Below are 19,595 nucleotides of genomic sequence, written 5' to 3' on the forward strand. Positions count from 1 at the left end.
CGCCCGGGACGGTCTCGGGCTCGTGAACCGGGGTGTGGCGGGCGGTCTGCGAGGAGAGAACCGGCGAGTAGCGCGGCGCGAGATCCAAAGGCATTGCGGCGGAGGCGCTTCCGGTGTCGATCGGCGGTCCGCCCGCGCTCCCGCTGATGAGGCCCGGTGGGAAGAGCGGTGGAGCCGGGTCGGCGGCCGCGAGTGGCGAACAGGTCAGCAAGGCTGCCGTCACCTGGATCGCCGCGGCGAAACCGACTGTCACACAGCGTTTCCTCGCGCCACCTGCACTCGATCGGAGTGGGCCCGGCCCCTTCCCGGGGCGGTCCGGTCTACCGGTGCGGAACATCGCCGATGCCGATCGCGGTGGCGGGCACGGAATTCGGCGCGTGTTCGCCGATCTGCTCGAAACGGGTCTGCGCGTACTCGTAGGCGTCCCTCGGGACAAGGTTCCCGCCGGAGAACGGACGGTCCAGATTGTGGATGGCGAGCACGGCCGCGCCGACCACCACCCCGAGCAGCGCGGTCATCGCGACGCTGCGTTTGGTCACCCGAAGGCCGGACAGCACGGGGCTGAAGAGCAGCAGTGCGGTGCCGAAACACAGTGCCATATAGAGGAATCCGGGCACCCCGCGTCCGGCGTCCACGGCCCGGTCGTGCCTGGCTTGGGCGACCCCGTCGAGCGCGGCCAGCGCCTCGGCGCGCGGATCGCCGATCGCCGCGTCGTCCGAGGGCAGCGCGGCGACGGTGGCGCGCAGCGTGTCGAAGGTGTCCTGGGTGAGCGGACTGAGCCGTCGCTCGGCGTCCATCACCGCCCACTCCCCGGAGACGACCTGTTCGGTATACGCGCGCACCGATTCCTGGATGATCTGCCGGTCGGAGCCGGGCAGCTGCTGCGCGGCCGAGTAGGTGTCCACCAGCGCTTTCGATTCCGCGACGGTGTGATTGTGCGCATTCTGGTACTGCTGCCAGCAGATCACCACCACGAAGGCGACGACCGCCGTGAAGAACGTCTTGATGAGGTCCAGAACCAGGGTCCCCGACGCCTCGTCGCTGGTCTGCCGCCACGACTCCGGGCGTAGGCGATCACCCACCACGAACACCGTCAGCGCCAGTGCCGCCACCGCAACCGGAACGAGGAACTCCAAGGCCATATCGGCACCGCCTTCCGCGGCTGAGCCGCCGAGGTGACACCCCGGCGGGTGGCGTGATTCAGGACAGCAGCGATCGTCAGGTATTCGGGGCGGTGCCCGCGATGGATGAGATCCCTTGGCGTGTCGCGCATTCGGTGAGTCGCGTGGCTCCCACCGGACTCGGGGCGGTGGAGCCGGAGTGCTGATCGGTCGGTGACGCATCGGGCGATAGGTACTGTGGCCGCATGAGATTCAGGGGAGTGGAGTGGCGGCGTGGGGCGCCACGATGGTGGGTCGTCTGGGTGCTCGGCACCGCGGGCCTCGCGGGCCTCAGCTGTCTCGGCCTGATCTTTCAGAACACCGTCCAAGGCGACGGGGACCACACCGTATACTTGCTACTGGTGTTGCTCCTGGCCGGATTGTCGTGGCTGATCTGCGGAGTGGTCGGGTTGATCGCCTGTGACAACGGCAGGTTGAGCTTGCTGGCGCCGCTGCTGGTGATCGGCACGGTGGCGCTGGTCTGGACGGGGCTGCCCGAAGATCTCGGGTGGCGGCTGTCGAAAGGCAGCCTCGACCGGGCCGCGGCCGACTGTGTGGTGTCCGATGCCGACGCACGCCACGGTGTGTACACCATTACGAGCGTCGAGCAGTACCGAGGCGGTTGTCTGTTCGAGACGCAAGGTCTGCTCGGCCTGGGTGGCTACGCGTACATGCCCAACGGCGCGCCGGAATCGCAGGGCGAGTACGAGTACAAGTTCCGTCCCCACGACGGCGTCTGGTTCCGGTACTGGATCTAGGCCCTGTGTCGAAGTCCCATCCGGCGCCTCCGCGGCCCAGATCGCCGCCTGGCCGCGTTGTCGTCGTCACCGATACAACCCCGGTATCGGCTCCTCCTCCGCCTTGCCAGGCGACGATCTGAGCCACGGATGCATCCGGCCGGACTTCGACACAGGGCCTAGCCTGCCGCGCCGACGCACCCCGGCGCGCGGCCGTTGTCCGCGTCTCAGCGGTACTCCGCCGCCAGCTCCGGGTAGTCGGCCCAGCGGGGAAGCGGGCGGAATTCCAGGTAGGCGGTGAGCCGGTCCAGCAGGTACTGCCAGCGCGGGCCGACGGCGCTCGCGTCGGTGTGGCAGAGGTGGCGGCGGACGAGCTCGAGATTGGTGACGACGCCGACCTGGGCAAGGTGCAGCTCGAGGATGCAGCCGTCGACGTGGACGACTAGTTCGTGCGGCGCCACGCAGTGGTCGACGCGGACCGCGATCGGGCCGGACACCGGGCCGTCCGCGGGCTCGATCGTGAAGTTGCCGCTGCCGCCCGACATGGCGCCCAGCCAGCGTTCCAGCTGGCTGCGGGACGTGCACGCCGACCAGACGTCCAGCACCGGCTGACGGTAGGACCGCAGGTAGTGCAGCAGCACGCGATTGTCGCCCGGCTCCGCATCGCGCTCGGGTCGCACCTCGCCCAGGATGGACATCGTGGTCATCGTCCTGCCCTTTCGCCGCTGGTCACCATTGCTTGATCCAGGGTATTTCGCGCGGCGGCCCACCGAACCGCTAACACGCGGATCGGTGCGCTAATCGGCGAGCAGTTCCGCGGCGGCCTTCTCGATGCCGGTTTCGTCCAGCAGCACCGCCGTGGCGGCGGGCCCGAGCGGGACGAAGCTGTCCACGCTGGTGACCCGCGCGACGCGACCCGGGAAACCGGCGTCGATCAGCGCGGCGCACACCGATTCGGAAACGCCGCCGCTGTGCCGGGTTTCGTCGGCGATCAGCACGCGGCCGGTGGCGCGGGCGTGCGTGAGCAGATCGGCGACCGGCAGCGGACTCAGCCAGCGCAGGTCGAGCACGCGGGCGCGGACACCGCGAGCCGCGAGCCGGTCGGCGACCCGCAGGCTCATCGGAACGCCGTTGGCGAAGCTGACGATCGTGAGGTCGCCGCCGTCGCCGTAGACGCGGGCGCGGCCGATCTCCACGTGCTCCCCGGCGGTGCCGGGCGCGAGCCACGCGTTGTCGCCCGGGTGCAGATCTTTGGTGTGATAGAGCGCGATGGGTTCGAGGAAGACGCAGACCCGTCCGTCCACCCGCGCCGCCGAGACGCAGGTGCGCAGCAGCGCGGCCGCGTCGTCGGCGCGGGCAGGCGCCGCGATCACCAGTCCGGGGATATCACGCAGCGCCGCAACGGAATTGTCGTTGTGGAAGTGCCCGCCGAACCCCTTCTGATAGGCCAGGCCCGCGATCCGCACCACCATCGGATTGCGGTAGCGGCCGTGCGAGAAGAACGGGAGGGTGGCCGCCTCCCCGCGGATCTGGTCGGCCGCGTTGTGCAGGTAGGCGAGGTACTGGATCTCCGGAATCGGGACGAAACCGGCGAGTCCGGCGCCGAGGGCGGTGCCGAGCACGCTCTGTTCGTCGAGCAGCGTGTCGAAGACGCGGCGTGCGCCGAAGCGCTTCTGCAATCCCTTGGTGACGCCGTACACGCCGCCTTTGCGCCCCACGTCCTCGCCGAACAGCAGCACGTCGGGGTCGCGCGCGAGCAGGGCGGCCAAGGTGTGGTTGATCGCCTGCGCGACGGTCATCCCGGGCTCGCCCTCGGGTGCGCCGGTCCCCGGCGGCCTCGTGCGCCGGTCCGGGCCCGTGAGCCGCACGGCGGAGCGCGACGGCGGCGCCGCGGCGGGTGCCATGTCCCGCAACACGTCCGCGCGTACGGCCTCGGGTCGCGCGGACGCCAGGGGCGCGGTGACGGCTGCGGCGGATGTCAATTTCGGTTCCCGCCAAACCAATTCGGCCATGGCCGAGACCCGGTGCCCGATCTCGTCGTAGAGCTCGATGACCTCGCCGGGACTCGCCAGCCCCCGCTCGACGAGCAGCCGGGCCGTCGCGATCACCGGGTCGCGCTCCAGATCGGCCGCGATATCGGCGGGCCTGCGGTACGCGGCTTCCATATCGGAACCCGCGTGCCCGAGCAGCCGCACCGTGCGCAGCCGCAGAAACGCGGGCACACGGTGCTCGCGCACCCAGCGCGCGGCGCGTTCGGAGACGGTCAGCGCGTCGATCGGATCGCAGCCGTCGGCGGTGAAATACGCCAGCCCGGGCCGGGTTCCGTAAGCGTGCTCGATCCAGTCCGGCGGGGTGGGCACGCTGATGCCGATGCCGTTGTCCTCGCAGACGAACAGGACCGGCACCGGAACCCCTTGGTGCGCCGTGTGCACGGCGGCATTGATGGCGCCCGCCGCCGTCGAGTGGTTGGCCGAGGCGTCGCCGAAAGTGCACAGCACCACCGAATCCCGCGGCCACTCCGAGGCGACGCCGAGCCGCGCCGCCCGTTCGATCGCGAACGCCAGGCCGACCGCGCGCGGCAGATGCGAGGCGATGGTGGAGGTCTGCGGGATCACGTGCGCCGGTTTGCTGCCGAAGACCTTGTGCCTGCCGCCGGAGATCGGGTCGACCGCCGCGGCGACGACGCCGAGCAGCACGTCGCGGATCGGATCGAGCCCGGGCACCCGCCGCGCGCGGTGCACGAAGAAGGCACCCGAACGATAGTGCAGCAGTGCGGGATCGGTGACCCGCGTCGCGACCGAGAGTGCCACGTTCCCTTCGTGACCGGACGAGCCGATGCTGTAGTACCCGCGCTTGGCAACGCCGAGCCTGCGCGCCGCCAGATCGAGCTGCCTGCTGGTGGTCTGCGCGTCGAAGACCTCGAACAGGGTGGCTCGGGACATGCCGGGACCGAGGTTCTCGTCGCGGGCTTGCCGCGCGGTGAGCGCGCCGATCTCGGCGCGAAACCGCTCGTCCAACGTCTGCCCCGGATTCGCGCCGGATTCCGGCGCCGTCCCGCTCATCGCCGGTCCGCGCGCCAGGCACCCGGCCGACCGGCGCGGGCCGCGCGAACTCGCCGATGGCCTGACGAGCCACCGGAGAAAACATCGATGACCAAGTGCGGCATGGAATCTCCCGTATCGAGACCGCTGTGCGCTGGACTCATTGAGCGCGGGGCGCTGGATGCATTCAGCGCAAGGCGCCCGCGGCCTCTCGATCCAGCAACCACGTGGTGGATTCCAGCCCGGCCGCGCCCGCCGCGGGGATGTCGACCGGCTCGGCCCCACCGACGGCCGCGGCGACCGCTTCCGCCTTGCCCGCCCCGGCGACGATCAGCATCACATGGCGCGCGCGGCGCACCGCGGGCAGCGTCAGCGTGACGCGAACCGGCGGCGGCTTGGGCGAATTCGTCACGGCGACAACGAGTTCGTGCTCTTCGCGCACCGCGTCGGTGTCCGGGAACAGCGAGTTGACGTGACCCTCGCCGCCCATGCCGAGCAGATGCAGGTCGAACGCGCCGTGCTCGGCGAGGTGGGCGTGCACCGCCGTCGAATACTCGGCCGCGGCCTCGACCGGATCGGGGTATTCGCCGTCGGAGGCGGCCACCGGGTGCACCCTGGCGTGGTCGACCGGCACGTGGTCGAGCAGCGCCTGCCTTGCCTGCAGTTCGTTGCGCTCCGGATCGCCCGCCGGGACGAAACGCTCGTCGCCCCAGAAGATGTCGAGCCGCGACCAGTCGATGTCGCCGGGCGCCTTGCGCACCTGCTCGAGCATCGCGATGCCGGTGCCGCCGCCGGTCAGCACCACCGACGCGGCGCCGCGCTCGGCCTGCGCCGCCACCACCACCTGCACGAAGCGGGCGGCCGCCGCGGCGGCGAGCGCGTCGGCATCGGGGTGCACCTCGACGCTGTCGGCGGGGAGATCGCTGTCGGCGGGCCGCCCCTGTGCGGCGTACTGCTGAGCGGGGGTCTCACTCATAGGTCACCTTCTCGATTCCGGCGAGGGCTTCGACATAGATGTCGTCGGCGTCGAGCCGACGCAGTTCCTCGGCGAGGCAGTCGCGAGTTTCCCGCCGCGCCAGGGCGATTCGCTGATCCGGATCGCCGGTGCGGGTGAGCGTCGCGGTGCGCCCGGTCTGCGGGCGCTCGAGGGCGACCGACATCGACGGCCGGTTCACCTCCACCCGCAGCGCGCCCGAACGCCTGCGCACCGGGCAGCCGAGGCGGGCGGCCAGCCAGCCGGCCAGCATGTCCAGCGCGGGCTCGTCGCGCAGGCCCGACACGGTCACCGACTCGACCGGCTCGAAGGGCGGTTCGTCCAGCGAGGCGGCCAGCAGCGCTCGCCAGTAGGTGATCCGGCTCCACGCCAGGTCGGTGTCGCCGGGCGCGTAGGAGCCGCGGCGCTTCTTGATCGTCGCCTGCGGGTCCGCCGCGAAGGTGGCGTCGGTGATGCGCCGGGTCGCCAGCCGCCCCACCGAATCCTTGGACGGGAATTCCGGCGCGCCGCGCGGCCACCACGCCACCACCGGGGTGTCGGGCAGCAGGAACGGAATGACCACGCTGCTCTCGTGGCTCACCAGCTCGCCCTGCAGGCGCAGCACGATCACCTCGGCCGCGCCCGCGTCGCCGCCGACGCGGATCTGGGCGTCGAGCTTGGTCTCGGCTTCGCGGTCGCCGCGCGCGAGAACCACCACGCGACAGGGATGTTCGCGGCTGGCGTCGTTGGCCGCGTCGATGGCGTCCTCGGCCTCGGAGCTGTCCAGCGTGCACACCACCAGGGTGAGCACCCGCCCCATGGTGATGACGCCATTGCTCTCGCGCAGCTGCACCAGGCGCTTGGTGACCGCGCCGGTCGTGGTGCCCGGCATGTCGATGATCATGGGCGCCGCCATTCCCGGCCCGTGCGTTCCAGCATCTCGTCGGCCGAGGCCGGGCCCCAGGTGCCCGCGGGGTACGGATCGGGGGTTCCGTCCGCAGCCCACTGCTCGAGCACGGGATCTAGTATGCGCCAGGACAATTCGACCTCCGCGTTCACCGGGAACAGCGACGGCACCCCGAGCAGCACGTCGAGGATCAGGCGTTCGTAGGCCTCGGGGGAGGACTCGGTGAACGCCTCGCCGTAGCTGAAATCCATGTTGACGTCGCGCACTTCCATGCCAGAACCCGGCACTTTCGAGCCGAAGCGCATGGTGATGCCCTCGTCCGGCTGCACCCGGATCACCAGCGCGTTCTGGCCGAGTTCCTCGGTCATGGTCTGGTCGAAGGGCAGGTGCGGCGCCCGTTTGAAGATCACCGCGATCTCGGTCACCCTGCGGCCCAAGCGTTTTCCGGTGCGCAGGTAGAACGGCACACCGGCCCAGCGCCGGGTGTCGACCTCGAGGGTGATCGCCGCGTAGGTCTCGGTCTTCGACTGCGGGTCGAAGCCCTCCTCGTCGAGCAGGCCGACGACGTGCTCGCCGCCCTGCCAGCCCTCCGCGTACTGCCCGCGCGCGGTGGTCTCCTCCAGCGGCTCCACCAGCTTGGTGGCGGAGAGCACCTTGATCTTCTCGGTCTGCAATTGCTTGGGCTCGAAGCTGATCGGCTCCTCCATGGCGGTGAGCGCGAGCAGTTGCAGCAAGTGGTTCTGGATGACGTCGCGGGCCGCGCCGATGCCGTCGTAGTAGCCCGCGCGCCCGCCGAGGCCGATGTCCTCGGCCATGGTGATCTGGACGTGGTCGACGTAGTTGGCGTTCCAGATCGGATCGAACAGCTGGTTGGCGAAGCGCAGCGCCAGGATGTTCTGCACCGTCTCCTTGCCGAGGTAGTGATCGATGCGGAACACCGTCTCCTCCGGGAACACCCGGTTGACCAGCGCGTTGAGCTCGACGGCGCTGTCCAGGTCGTGCCCGAACGGCTTCTCGATCACCACCCGCCGCCACGGCTTACGCCCGGCGACGTCGGTGATGGACGGCTGCGCCAGCTTGTGCTCGGAGAGCTGATCGAGCACCACCGGGAACATGTCCGGCGGAATCGAGAGGTAGAAGGCGTGATTGCCGCCGGTGCCGCGCTCCTTGTCCAGCCGGGCGAGCGTGTCGGCGAGCCTGGCGAAGGCGGTGTCGTCGTCGAAGGTGCCCTGCACGAAGCGGATCCCCTCGGCCAAGTGGTCCCAGACCTCTTGGCGAAAGGGGGTGCGCGAGTGCGCCTTCACCGCGTCGAGCACGACCTGCGCGAAGTCCTCGTCCGCGTAATCGCGCCGCGCGAAACCGACCAGCGCGAAACCCGGGGGCAGCAGCCCCCGGTTCGCCAGGTCGTAGATGGCGGGCATCAGCTTCTTGCGGGACAGGTCGCCGGTGACACCGAAGATCACCATGCTGCACGGTCCCGCGATCCGCGGCACCCGCTTGTCCCGCTCGTCGCGGAGTGGGTTCTTCCAGACAGTCGACGTTTTCGAAGCCGAGCCTGCCATGGAATCAGTTGCTTCCGGTCGACGCTGCGCCCAACTCCTCGGCGGTGGCGGAAAGCAGCTCCTCCCAAGACTTCTCGAACTTGTCGACGCCCTCGCGCTCCAGTACGTCGAACACGTCGGCCAGATCGATGCCTGCCGCCGCGAGCTTGTCGAAGACCTCCTTGGCCTCCGCCGCGGTACCGCGGATGGTGTCGCCGCGGACCTCGCCGTGGTCGGCGACCGCCTCGAGGGTCTTCTCCGGCAGCGTGTTCACGGTGTTCGGCGCGACCAGCTCGGTGACGTAGAGGGTGTCGGAGTACTCCGGGTTCTTCACGCCGGTCGACGCCCACAGCGGCCGCTGCCGGTTCGCGCCGCTCGAGGCCAGGTGCGCATAGGTGGAGGTGTGCTTACCGCCGTCGAACACGTCCTGGTATTCCGCGTAGGCCAGGCGCGCATTGGCCACACCGGCCTTGCCGCGCAGCGCCAGCGCCTCGTCGGTGCCGATCGCCTCGAGCCGCTTATCGATCTCGGTGTCCACCCGGGACACGAAGAACGAGGCGACGGAATGGATCTTGGCCAGGTCGTAGCCCGCGCCCTTGGCCTTGCGCAGACCGTCCAGGTAGGCGCCCATCACCGAGCGGTAGCGCGCCACCGAGAAGATCAGGGTGACGTTGACGCTGATGCCCTCGCCGATCACCGCGGTGATGGCGGGCAGGCCCGCCTCGGTCGCGGGGATCTTGATGAACAGGTTGGGGCGGTCCACCGTCTTCCACAGGTCGATGGCCTGCGCGACGGTCTTCTCGGCGTCGAAGGCCAGGCGCGGGTCGACCTCGATGGAGACCCGGCCGTCCACGCCGCCGGAGGACTCGTACACCCCGGCCAGCACGTCGCAGGCCGCGCGCACATCGTCGGTGGTGATGGTGCGGATCGCCGCGTCGGCGTCAGCGCCTTGCGCGGCAAGCGCTTTCACCTGCGCGTCGTAGGAGTGCCCCTGGCTGAGCGCGCCCTGGAAGATGGTCGGGTTGGTGGTGACGCCGACGACGCTGCGGGTCGCGACCAGCTCGGCCAGGTTGCCGGACTGGATCCGGTCCCGCGAGAGGTCGTCGAGCCACACCGAGACGCCCGCCGCGGAGAGCGCGGCGAGGTTTTCGTTCTGTGTCATGAGGTGTTATCCCTTCACGTTGTCCAGCGTGCGCTGCGCGGCGGAAACGACCGCGTCTTCGGTGATGCCGAACTCGCGGAACAGGGTCTTGTAATCGGCCGAGGCGCCGAAATGCTCGATGGACACGATCTCGCCCGCGTCACCGGCGAACCGGTGCCACGGCATCGCGATACCGGCCTCGACGACGACGCGCGCGCGGACCGCGGGCGGAAGCACCTCGTCCCGGTAAGCCTTGTCCTGCGCGTCGAACCACTCCACACACGGCATCGAGACCACGCGGGTGCCGACGCCTTGCGCCTCCAGCGTAGTGCGCGCGGCCACAGCGAGGTGCAGCTCCGAACCGGTAGCGATCAGGATCACCTGCGGGGTGCCGGTGGACGCCTCGGCCAGGATGTAGCCGCCCTTGGCGACGCCCTCGTAGCCGGTGCCCTCGAGGATCGGCAGATCCTGGCGGGTCAGCGCCAGTGCGGAAGGGCCGTCCTGGTGCGGCATCTCGGAGACCGAGAAGTGCGAGGCGTTCTCGGCCGACTCACGCTCGAGGATGGTGCGCCAGGCGTAGGTGGTCTCGTTGGCGTCACCGGGACGGACCACGTTCAGGCCCGGGATCGCGCGCAGCGCGGCCAGGTGCTCGATCGGCTGGTGCGTCGGGCCGTCCTCGCCGAGGCCGATGGAGTCGTGGGTCCACACGTAGATCGCGGGCACCCGCATCAGCGCGGCGAGGCGGACCGCGGGGCGCATGTAGTCGCTGAACACCAGGAAGGTGCCGCCGTACGGGCGGGTCGGGCCGTGCAGCGCGATGCCGTTGAGGATCGAGCCCATGGCGTGCTCGCGCACACCGAAGTGCAGGGTGCGGCCGTACGGGTTGGCCTTCCACATGCCGGTCGAGATCGACTCGGGACCGAAGCTGGGCTGGCCGGGCATCGTGGTGTTGTTGGACTCGGCGAGGTCGGCCGAACCGCCCCACAGCTCCGGAAGCACGTCGGTCAGCGCGGCCAGCACCTTGCCGGACGCCTTACGGGTGGCCATGCCCTTGGGGTCGGGCTCGTGCACCGGCAGGCCCGCGGTCCAGCCCTCCGGCAGCCTGCGCTCGGCGAGGCGGTCGAACAGCGCCTTGTTCTCCGGGTTGGCCGCGGCCCACGCGTCGAACTCCTGCTGCCACGCCGCGTGCGCCGCCTTGCCGCGCTCGACGGCCTTGCGGGTGTGCGCGATGACGGCGTCGTCGACCTGGAAGCTCTGCTCGGGATCGAAGCCGAGGATCTTCTTGGTGGCGGCCACCTCGTCGGCGCCGAGCGCCGCGCCGTGCGAGGCGCCGGTGTTCATCTTGTTCGGGGCCGGGTAGCCGATCACGGTGCGCAGCACGATGATCGAGGGCTTGCCGGTCTCGGCCTTGGCGGCGTCGATGGCGGCCTCGAGCGCGACCACGTCCTCGCCGCCCTGCACGGTCTGCACGTGCCAGCCGTAGGCCTCGTAGCGCGCGGCGACGTCCTCGGTGAAGGCGATGGTGGTGTCGTCTTCGATGGAGATCCGGTTGTCGTCGTAGATCACGACCAGGTTGCCCAGCTGCTGGGTGCCCGCGAGCGAGGACGCCTCGGAGGTGACGCCCTCCTCGAGGTCGCCGTCGGAGGCCACCACGTAGACGAAGTGGTCGAAGGGGCTGGTGCCCGGCGCGGCGGCCGGGTCGAACAGGCCGCGCTCGCGGCGCGCGGCCATCGCCATGCCGACCGCGGAGGCCAGACCCTGGCCCAGCGGGCCGGTGGTGATCTCGACGCCGTCGGTGTGCCTGAACTCCGGGTGGCCCGGGGTGAGCGAGCCCCACTTGCGCAGGTGCTTCAGGTCGTCCAGTTCCAGACCGAACCCGGTCAGGTAGAGCTGGATGTACTGGGTGAGGCTGGAATGGCCGCACGACAGCACGAAACGGTCCCGGCCGACCCAGCTGGGGTCGCTCGGGTCGTGACGCAGCACACGCTGGTACAGCGTGTACGCGAGCGGGGCAAGGCTCATCGCGGTGCCCGGGTGGCCGTTCCCCGTGTTCTGCACCGCGTCGGCGGCTAGGACACGAACGGTGTCGACGGCCTTGGTGTCCAGATCCGTCCAGTCGTCCGGGTAGTTCGGCTGAGTGAGGGCGCGGATGTCGTCTGTGACTGACACGACCGAGGTTCTCCTGACATTGGTCTCGTCGACGGCGGTGTTTGCTAACGGCGGTGGGAACGCACGGCAGCTGTGGCATGCATACCGGTTGTGTATCCAACCACCCTAGATGTGCCCGCTGAGCGGCACGCCGGGAACCCGCCCAATGGGTGCCGCCGGACGAAGTCCGTGGCGGGTGACGCGCGTCTCCGTGGGCCTCGAACGGCGCTCGGCGGGCTCGCGCTGGGCGGGGCTAGCGGCGGACCGATGTCGGCGGGGGTCTACCATCCTTTGTAGTAGTAGCCGCGCCGCATTCGGCTGTAGGGGCGCCGAGGCGGACGGACGTCCGGCTCTCGCGCATCCGTGACCGCGGAATGAGCGAGCTGCTCGTTCCATTGCCGGATGCGATGCACAGCGTGCGAGGAGAGACAGTGCGGATTGGGCAACAGCCGGGTGGCAATGGCGCACACGGCTCCTCCGCGACGGTGCTTGCCGACCGTTTCACTGGTCCTGGCCTGCCGTCCCGGCTGATGCGACGGGTGCTCGCCTACATCGCGCTGACCAAGCCGCGCGTCATCGAGTTGCTGCTCGTCGCCACCATTCCGACCATGCTGCTCGCCGACCGCGGCAGCGACGTGGACATGCCGCTGATCCTGGCCACCCTGTTCGGCGGCTGGATGGGCGCCGCGAGCGCCAACACGCTCAACTGCGTGGCCGACGCGGATATCGACAAGGTGATGAAGCGCACCGCCAAGCGCCCGCTGGCGCGCGAGGCGGTGCCGACACGCAACGCGTTCGTCTTCGGCGTCGCGCTCGGCATCGGGTCCTTCGCGTGGCTGTGGTGGCAGGCGAACCTGCTGAGCGGTGTGCTCGTCGTCGCGACCATCCTGTTCTACGTCTTCGTCTACACCCTCGGCCTGAAGCGGCGCACCTCGCAGAACGTGGTCTGGGGCGGCGCGGCGGGCTGCATGCCCGCGCTGGTCGGCTGGTCGGCGGTCACCGGCGGCATCGGCTGGCCCGCGGTCGCGCTGTTCGGCGTCATCTTCTTCTGGACGCCGCCGCACACCTGGGCGCTGGCCATGCGCTACAAGGAGGACTACCGCGCGGCGGGCGTGCCGATGCTGCCGGTCGTCGCGACCGAGCGCACGGTGACCAAGCAGATCGTCGTCTACACCTGGCTCACCGTGCTCACCACACTGGCCCTGGTGCCCGCGACCGGCGTGCTCTACGCCGCGGTGGCGCTGGTGGCGGGCGCCTGGTTCCTGCTGATGGCCCATCAGCTGTACGCGGGTGTGCGCCGCGGCGAATCGGTGAAGCCGCTGCGGCTGTTCCTGCAGTCGAACAACTACCTGGCGGTGGTGTTCTGCGGTCTGGCGGTGGACTCGGTCCTCGGCTGGGACACCGTCGGAAGCTTCTTCGGGTAATCCACGGATTCACGAAGGCCGGCGCACCGCGGGTGCGCCGGCCTTCGTCGTCTCGCCCGCCGATCAGTCGCGGCGGCCGAGGTATCCGTCCGGGCGGACGAGGACGCGCTCGCCCACGGCAGCGGCATAGGCGGCGAAGGCGTGCCCGTCCACATCCACGACGTGTGGCTCGGTGGTCGTCGCGCCGGGTCGGAGCACGGCGTAGCTCCGCGCGCCCGGTTCGGTGGGCAGCGGACCGGTCGCGCCGAAGCAGAGCAGGGTCGCGTGCGGACCGCGGAACAGGTCGAACAGCCGGACCGCGCGTCCATCGGCGTCTTTCACCGGCGCGTCCGGCGCGCGATCGCCGACCGCGAGCGGCCCGTGGTCACCGGGCGCGCGGTAGCTGATGTCCAGCTGGCGGGTGTCCTCGCCGCGCACCATCGCGTCCTCGTCGCCCTCGACCAGCTTGTCCAGCAGCTCGGTGCTGAGACCGAGCACCCGCGCCGCGACCGCCCGCCGCTCGGATTCGTAGCTGTCGAGCAGGGTGTCGTCGCCGTCCAGCGCCGCCGCGAGCTTCCAGCCGAGGTTGTAGGCGTCCTGGATACCGGTGTTCATGCCCTGACCTCCGGTGGGCGGGTGCGCGTGCGCGGCGTCGCCCGCGAGGAAGACCCGGCCGTCGCGAAAGCGGCGGGCCAGCCGGATATTCGGCCGCCAGACAGTGACCCAGGCCAGGTCGGTGAGCGCGATGTCGGTGCGGCCACTGTGGCGATCGACGTAGTCCTGCAGGAGGCCGAGGCTCGGCTCGGCGTCTTGGGTCAGCGGCGCGGCGACCTGAAAGTGCTTGCCGCCGGGCAGCGGTGTGAGGGCGATGCCCTCCATTGGCCGATCGGCACCGGCGGCGAACCAGTAGCCGTACGTGTGGTCGAGGGCGTCGGCGCGGACGTCGCCGAGCAGCATGCGCATCGAGTCGTCGGTGCTGCCCTCGAACGGGATGCCCAGCGTCTTGCGCACCGTGCTGCGCCCGCCGTCCGCGCCGACCAGGTACGCCGCCCGCACGGTCTCCCGCACGCCGTCGCGGTCGAGGATCGCGGTGACGCCGGAGTCGTCCTGCTCGAACGACACCAGCGCGGTGCGCGTCTCCACCCGCACCCCGAACTCGGCCAGCCGGTCGCGCAGGATCGCCTCGGTCCGGGACTGCCCGAGCGTCCACAGGTTGGGGCAGGGGACCGCGGGCGTCGGCGCGACCGGTTCGGCCATCCGGCGTTCTCCGACGAACTCGCCGCCCAGGTAGGCGCGCAGCACCGGCGTGGGCGCGCCCGCCGCGAGCACCGTGTCGAGCACGCCGAGGTCGTCGAACACCTCGAGCGTGCGCGGCTGGATTCCGTCGCCGCGTGACCCGGCGAAGAACTCGGGAGCCCGGTCGACGAGGCGTACCGGCACGCCCCGGCGGGCCAGGTCGATGGCGAGGGTGAGGCCGGTGGGTCCGGCGCCTGCGATGAGTACCTGCACGATGTCTCCGAACTGAATATTGATTCACTGAACTTCGATTCAGTATCGAAGTTGATACGTTGTGCTGTCAAGGAGGTGGCGCGGGTGGTGACGAACCGCAAGGAGAGGTCGGCCGAGACGGAGCAGGCGTTGAAGGACGCCGCACTGCGCGTTTTCGCCGAGCGCGGCTATCTGAACACCAAGATCACCGACATCACCGCGGCGGCCGGACGCGCGGCGGGCTCCTTCTACAACCACTTCGCGAGCAAAGAGGAGCTGCTCACGGCGCTGCTGCGCGATATGGCCGACGCGGGTGACGTCCGCGCCGAAGGGGAAGGCCACGAACCGGATTTCAGCAATCCCGACGCGGTCAGATACCACGTCGAGGGCTACTGGCATTTCGCGCGCGAGCACGTCGCGGTGCTGCGAGCGGTCGATCAAGCGGCGTTGGTCAACGCCGAATTCGCCCGTCGCGTGGGGCAATTCGCGAGGGATCAGCGCGCCGACATCGCCGACCACGTCGACGGTTTCGCCGCGGCGGGACTACGGCTGCCCAGCACGGCCGACGCCAGCCTCGCCATGATGTTCCTGCTCACCCAGTCGCTGCTGAGCGCTGTCGAGGACGGCACCGTCGACCTGGACGACGATCAGGCCGTGGACGGGCTGACCCGCTTCATCTATCGCGGGCTCACCGGCCGCGACTACTGACGGTCGGTCCGCGGGCCGAAGAGGCACAGGCTGCTGCCGGGGAACACCGAGCGGGGTGCCGCCAACGGGCCGGAGGACACCCCGCGGGGAGGGCTCAGGGCAGCAGGACGATCGAGCCGGTGGTCTTGCGTCCCTCCAGATCGCGGTGTGCGCGTTCGGCTTCCGCGAGCGGGTAGGTGGCGCCGACGCGAATGCGCAGCGTCCCATTCGCCAGGGCGGCGAGGATATCGCCCGCGCGCCAGAGCAATTCGGCGCGGTCGCGGGTGAAGTGAACCAGCGACGGCCGGGTCAGGACCAGCGAACCGCCCGCATTGAGGCGCTGCGGGTCGAAGGGCGGGACCGGGCCGCTCGCCGCGCCGAACAGGGCCAGCGTGCCGCGGACGCGCAACGAGGCGAGGCTGGCGTCGAAGGTGGACTTGCCGACGCCGTCGTAGACCGCGGCCACGCCGACGCCGTCGGTCAGCTTGCGGACCTGGTCGGCGAGGTCGTCGCGGTAGCGAAGCACCTCGGCCGCGCCCGCCTCGCGGGAGAGCGCTTCCTTCTCGTCGGAGGACACCGTCGTGATGACGCGCACGCCACGCGCCGCGGCGAGCTGGGTCAGGATCAGGCCGACACCGCCCGCACCCGCGTGCACGAGCACCGTCTCGCCCGGTTCCGGCCGGTAGATCGACTCGATCAGATAGTGCGCCGTCATGCCCTGCAGCAGCGCCGAGGCGGCGACCGGCGGGTCGACGCCGTCCGGCACCGGGATCGCGACCGCCGCGGGGACCGCGACCTGCTCGGCGTAGCTACCCGGCGCGGCCGCCCACGCGACCCGATCGCCCACCGCGAAGCCGGTGACACCGGAGCCGACCTCGGCGACCACGCCGGTGCCCTCGGATCCGGGCACGTAGGGCACCGGCTGCGGGTACGTTCCGGTCCGGATGTAGGTATCGATGTAGTTGATGCCGATCGCCTCGGTGGTCACCAGCAGCTGATCCGGTCCGATGCCCGGCTCTTCCACCTCGGTGTACCGCAGGACCTCGGGACCGCCGTGCTCGGAAACCTGAATGGCGCGCATGAGATTCAGTTCTACACCCGCCGGGTCTGGACGGCGTCCTACCGGTCGGTAAACTCGCCTCCATGAGCGTTGAGACCGCCGCCCCGGCCCCCGTGAAGGTGTCGAGTTCCCTCGTGGACTCGGTGAAGGGATTCATCGCCGAGCACGGCGGTACGGCCACCGCCGTTCTGCAGCCGATCGGCCGCATCGGCGTGCGCGTCACCCTGGTCGGCGCGGACGGCATCCTCGGCGACCGCGTGGTCGACGACCTGCCGACCGCCAAGCGGCTGGTTGAGGTGATCGACACCCTGACCGAGGCCGACGAGTGGGAGCGCGAGCTCACCTCCATCGTCACTCCGCGCAAGAGCCACTGGGCGCAGATGGCGGGCTGGGTGGCGCGTCAGACTCGCTTCCCCAAGGCGCGCAACGAGAAGTGATCCTCCCGGCCCGCCCGGCCTCAGGACTCGGCGCGGGCCACCAGCACCGGGCACGGCGCGTGGTGCAGCAGATTCTGGCTCGTCGAACCCAGCAGCAGGCCGGTGAACCGGTTGCGGCCATGGCTGCCCGTGACGATCATCTGAGCGTCCGCGCCGTGGTCGAGCAGCGCGCGCGTCGCCGGGCTCTGCAGTACCAGCTTCTCGACTTGGAGGTCCGGGAACTGGCTCGACCATCCGGCGAGCCGCTCGCTCAACAACTCTCGCTCCTGCTGCGCCAAGACTTCCCACGCATCGGGCACCGGCGTCCACTGCAGCAGATCGGGATCGTTCCAAGCGTGTAGCGCGATGACGCGCACGCCGAGCCGTGCGGCCATGTCGAATGCGCGACCGACCGCGACGTTGCTGGCGGGACTACCGTCGACGCCGACCAGGATCGGGCGGTCGTCGGGCAGCGGATTGTCGACGTCGCCGCGCCACACCACCACGGGGCACTGCGCTTTGTTCGCGACCCGCAGCGCCGTCGAACCGATCAGCAGGGTGGTGATCCGGTCGTCGGCGGTGGCGGCCACCACCAGCAGCAGCGCGGTCTCGCTTGCTTCGACGAGTTCGTTGCCCGGCACACCTTCCACCACCGTCTGGGTGATCTCCAGGTCGGGCTGGTCGGCGCGCACCGCGTCTATCGCGGCGCCGACGTGCTTCTTCGCCACGAAACGCAGCGTCGGCAGGATGTCCGCGTCGGCGACGATCGCGGCCGTGATCCGATAGTCGATGGTCGGCACGATGCTGAGGACGACCAGCCGCACGCCCTCGCGCGCGGCGACAGCACCCGCCCAGCGCGCGGCGGCCAGCGCGGCGGGGCTGCCGTCGACGCCGACAACGATGGACTGCTCATTGGCGAACCTGGTCATCTCGTTGCCCTCCGATGGTCTCGACGCTGTGTCTTTCCCGGCAGTCGTTGTCTCGGCTCCGTCTGTCTCCACTCTTCTCTTTCCATCGTGGCAGCCCGCGCCGAATCGCCGCTCGAGGCACGCGGCGCGGTTTTTGCCCCTCGTCTCGGTGCATCGGTAGTTTCGCGTCGTGAGTGACATGGACGAACTGGACATCAGTGAGCGGTACGAGGCCCAGATGTGGGCGCTGCACGACGATGTCTGGACCGCGTGGGGGCGACTCGATCCGGAAGTGTCGGCCCCGCGCTACCAATCGAGATTCTTTCCGGCCGAGATCTGGGCGAACATGGGCGTCAACGAGCCGGAGCCGCCCAGCATCGATCACCCCAGCTACCGGGTGGTGCGCAGGCAGTACGGGCTGGTGGTGACCAGCCTGGGCCTGTCGTTTCCCACCACCTGGTCCGATGCGGAGCCGACCAACGGCATCGAGGTCGAGGTCTACGCGGCCGCCACCGGCATCCCGGCGGACGCGCCCTTCGCCGAGGTGATGGGGTCGTGGCTCGGGCAGGCGGTGACGGCCGTCGCGCAGACGGCATCGCAGCACGGATTCCGTTTCACCAGGAACCTGGAACACTATGGGACGCTGTCGATTTCGCTTCCGGGACTGGACTTTCCCGCGGAAGCGGAGGGGAGCTACGTCGACGACGACGGGCTGGTGACCGTACTGCTCGGCCTGACCGGCGAGGGGTTCCCGAACACCCTCACCGGCCCGCTGTCGCCGATCCGCATGGTCAACATCAAGCTGCTCACGATCGCCGAGACCGCGTTCTGCGTCTCCGGTACCAGCGGTGTGACCGACGCGCGCACCGAGATCGCGAATAGGCTTGCAGCCCAGGGCGACCCACTCTGGTCGAGTCTGACGCGACCGTCGGTGGTCTGACGCACGCCGTTCGCGCGCGGCGCCGCCGCGGAACCCGCGCGCGAACTCAGGCGGACCGGACCACCGGATCGGGCGCGACGGCGGGCACCGGTTCGCGGGTCCGCAGCGCGGCCCACAGGGCGGCCGTCGCCGCGATGCACGCGGTGGCGCCGCCCACGTGGGTGACGACCAGCGCGGCGGGAACGTCGGTGAAGTACTGGACCACGCCGACCAGCGCCTGCGAGCACACCACGCCGAGCAGCACGAACAGTCGGATACGTACCGCGCGCGAGACGCCGACGGCGTAGAGCCCGAAACCGAGGCCGACCAGCAGCGCCAGGTAACCCACCAGCAGCTGCGAATGCAGGTGCACCAGCGTCACGATCTCGATCTGCAACCGCGCGACCGGTCGTTCGATGCTCTTGTCGCCCGCGTGCGGTCCGGCGGCGGTGACCAGGGTGCCCGCGATCAGCACGCCGGCCAGCGCGACGCCGCTCAATCCGGTCAGCCAGCGCAGCGGCGCGGGCGCTTGGACGGTCTCGACGCCGTCGTCCGGCTCGCAGATCTTGGCGTAGAGCACCGTGGCCAGCCACACCATCAGCATCGAGGCCAGCAGGTGCACCGCCACGGTCCACCACAGCAGGCCGGTGCGGACGGTGATGCCGCCGATGATCGCCTGCACCACGGTGCCGCCCGGCATCAGCCAGGCGTACAGCAGCACGTCGTTCCTGCGCCGCGCCCGCGTCACCGCGAGCACGATCAGTCCGGCGAACAGGGAGACCACGAAGGTCAGCATCCGGTTGCCGAACTCGACGGCCTGGTGCAACACCGCCACCTCGGACACGCCGATCGGGGTGAAGCTGCCGGGGAAGCACTGCGGCCAGGTCGGGCAGCCGAGGCCCGAGGCGGTGACCCGGACGACCGAGCCGGTCACCGCGATGCCCGCCTGGGTGAGGATGACCGCGAGGGCGATCAGCCGCTGCACCCGCAGCGAGGGAAGCGGGAGCTTGTCGACGAGTCGCAAGAATGCGCGATACAGCACGCAACGATGGTAGCGACCGGCGAT

At 70.1% G+C, this 19,595-nt stretch carries 17 protein-coding genes and 1 pseudogene; 5 read left to right on the forward strand and 13 right to left on the reverse strand.

Annotated elements, in window-relative coordinates; translation table 11 throughout:
• Together NL1_RS05785 and NL1_RS05790 are read right to left on the reverse strand one after the other, a co-directional pair.
• Positions 1–253: pseudogene (locus tag NL1_RS05785) on the reverse strand (hypothetical protein); the annotation flags it as partial.
• Positions 254–320: 67 nt separating this feature from the next.
• Positions 321–1,142: a bestrophin-like domain gene (locus NL1_RS05790; protein ID WP_067835119.1), complete on the reverse strand. Its 822-nt coding sequence runs from the start codon at positions 1,140–1,142 to the stop codon at positions 321–323.
• 224 nt (positions 1,143–1,366) lie between these two features.
• Here NL1_RS05790 and NL1_RS05795 point away from each other — a divergent pair, with 224 nt between their 5' ends.
• Entirely contained in the window at positions 1,367–1,918 is a 552-nt protein-coding gene (locus NL1_RS05795) for a hypothetical protein (protein ID WP_156094678.1), read from the forward strand.
• Between the two features lie 206 nt (positions 1,919–2,124).
• Here NL1_RS05795 and NL1_RS05800 read toward each other — a convergent pair whose 3' ends face one another.
• The 7 genes from NL1_RS05800 to tkt form a co-directional block, all read right to left on the reverse strand.
• On the reverse strand, positions 2,125–2,604 hold the full coding sequence (locus NL1_RS05800; protein WP_067835123.1) for an SRPBCC family protein: 480 nt from the start codon (positions 2,602–2,604) through the stop codon (positions 2,125–2,127).
• A 90-nt stretch (positions 2,605–2,694) separates the two neighbouring features.
• A complete protein-coding gene (locus tag NL1_RS05805; protein ID WP_067835125.1) occupies positions 2,695–4,959 on the reverse strand; it encodes a thiamine pyrophosphate-dependent enzyme in 2,265 nt (754 codons plus the stop codon).
• A gap of 166 nt (positions 4,960–5,125) precedes the next feature.
• A complete protein-coding gene (pgl, locus tag NL1_RS05810) occupies positions 5,126–5,914 on the reverse strand; it encodes a 6-phosphogluconolactonase (RefSeq protein ID WP_084510329.1) in 789 nt (262 codons plus the stop codon).
• Positions 5,907–6,815, reverse strand: coding sequence for a glucose-6-phosphate dehydrogenase assembly protein OpcA (opcA, locus tag NL1_RS05815; protein ID WP_067835300.1), 909 nt, complete (start codon positions 6,813–6,815; stop codon positions 5,907–5,909). Before opcA ends, pgl begins: the two co-directional genes overlap by 8 nt.
• Positions 6,812–8,380, reverse strand: coding sequence for a glucose-6-phosphate dehydrogenase (gene zwf / locus NL1_RS05820; protein ID WP_067835126.1), 1,569 nt, complete (start codon positions 8,378–8,380; stop codon positions 6,812–6,814). Before zwf ends, opcA begins: the two co-directional genes overlap by 4 nt.
• 4 nt (positions 8,381–8,384) lie before the next feature.
• Positions 8,385–9,521 carry a transaldolase gene (tal, locus tag NL1_RS05825; RefSeq protein WP_067835128.1) on the reverse strand — a complete coding sequence of 379 codons (1,137 nt, stop codon included), beginning with the start codon at positions 9,519–9,521 and terminating at the stop codon, positions 8,385–8,387.
• Positions 9,522–9,527: 6 nt separating this feature from the next.
• On the reverse strand, positions 9,528–11,669 hold the full coding sequence (tkt, locus tag NL1_RS05830; RefSeq protein ID WP_067835130.1) for a transketolase: 2,142 nt from the start codon (positions 11,667–11,669) through the stop codon (positions 9,528–9,530).
• Positions 11,670–12,079: 410 nt separating this feature from the next.
• On the opposite strand from tkt, the gene NL1_RS05835 reads away from it, so the two are divergent.
• Entirely contained in the window at positions 12,080–13,072 is a 993-nt protein-coding gene (locus NL1_RS05835) for a heme o synthase (RefSeq protein ID WP_067835303.1), read from the forward strand.
• Positions 13,073–13,135: 63 nt separating this feature from the next.
• On the opposite strand, the gene NL1_RS05840 is transcribed toward NL1_RS05835, so the two are convergent.
• The gene (locus tag NL1_RS05840; RefSeq protein WP_218024368.1) at positions 13,136–14,560 is read right to left on the reverse strand and encodes an FAD-dependent monooxygenase; all 1,425 of its coding nucleotides are present in this window, start codon (positions 14,558–14,560) and stop codon (positions 13,136–13,138) included.
• A gap of 87 nt (positions 14,561–14,647) precedes the next feature.
• Between NL1_RS05840 and NL1_RS05845 the strand changes: the two genes are divergently transcribed.
• Positions 14,648–15,247 carry a TetR/AcrR family transcriptional regulator gene (locus NL1_RS05845; protein ID WP_307622006.1) on the forward strand — a complete coding sequence of 200 codons (600 nt, stop codon included), beginning with the start codon at positions 14,648–14,650 and terminating at the stop codon, positions 15,245–15,247.
• 94 nt (positions 15,248–15,341) lie between these two features.
• On the opposite strand, the gene NL1_RS05850 is transcribed toward NL1_RS05845, so the two are convergent.
• On the reverse strand, positions 15,342–16,307 hold the full coding sequence (locus tag NL1_RS05850) for a quinone oxidoreductase family protein (protein ID WP_067835134.1): 966 nt from the start codon (positions 16,305–16,307) through the stop codon (positions 15,342–15,344).
• A gap of 62 nt (positions 16,308–16,369) precedes the next feature.
• Here NL1_RS05850 and NL1_RS05855 point away from each other — a divergent pair, with 62 nt between their 5' ends.
• Positions 16,370–16,723 (forward strand): hypothetical protein, encoded by a 354-nt coding sequence (locus NL1_RS05855; protein WP_067835136.1) that lies wholly within the window; start codon positions 16,370–16,372, stop codon positions 16,721–16,723.
• Between the two features lie 20 nt (positions 16,724–16,743).
• Here NL1_RS05855 and NL1_RS05860 read toward each other — a convergent pair whose 3' ends face one another.
• Entirely contained in the window at positions 16,744–17,631 is an 888-nt protein-coding gene (locus NL1_RS05860; RefSeq protein WP_067835138.1) for a universal stress protein, read from the reverse strand.
• A gap of 169 nt (positions 17,632–17,800) precedes the next feature.
• Here NL1_RS05860 and NL1_RS05865 point away from each other — a divergent pair, with 169 nt between their 5' ends.
• Entirely contained in the window at positions 17,801–18,550 is a 750-nt protein-coding gene (locus NL1_RS05865) for a hypothetical protein (RefSeq protein ID WP_156094679.1), read from the forward strand.
• A gap of 46 nt (positions 18,551–18,596) precedes the next feature.
• On the opposite strand, the gene NL1_RS05870 is transcribed toward NL1_RS05865, so the two are convergent.
• Complete coding sequence (locus NL1_RS05870; protein WP_067835142.1) at positions 18,597–19,571, reverse strand: COX15/CtaA family protein; 975 nt, start codon at positions 19,569–19,571, stop codon at positions 18,597–18,599.
• Positions 19,572–19,595: the final 24 nt, after the last annotated feature.

Origin of the sequence: Nocardia lijiangensis NBRC 108240, assembly GCF_001613045.1 — a bacterium.
Lineage (GTDB): Bacteria > Actinomycetota > Actinomycetes > Mycobacteriales > Mycobacteriaceae > Nocardia > Nocardia lijiangensis.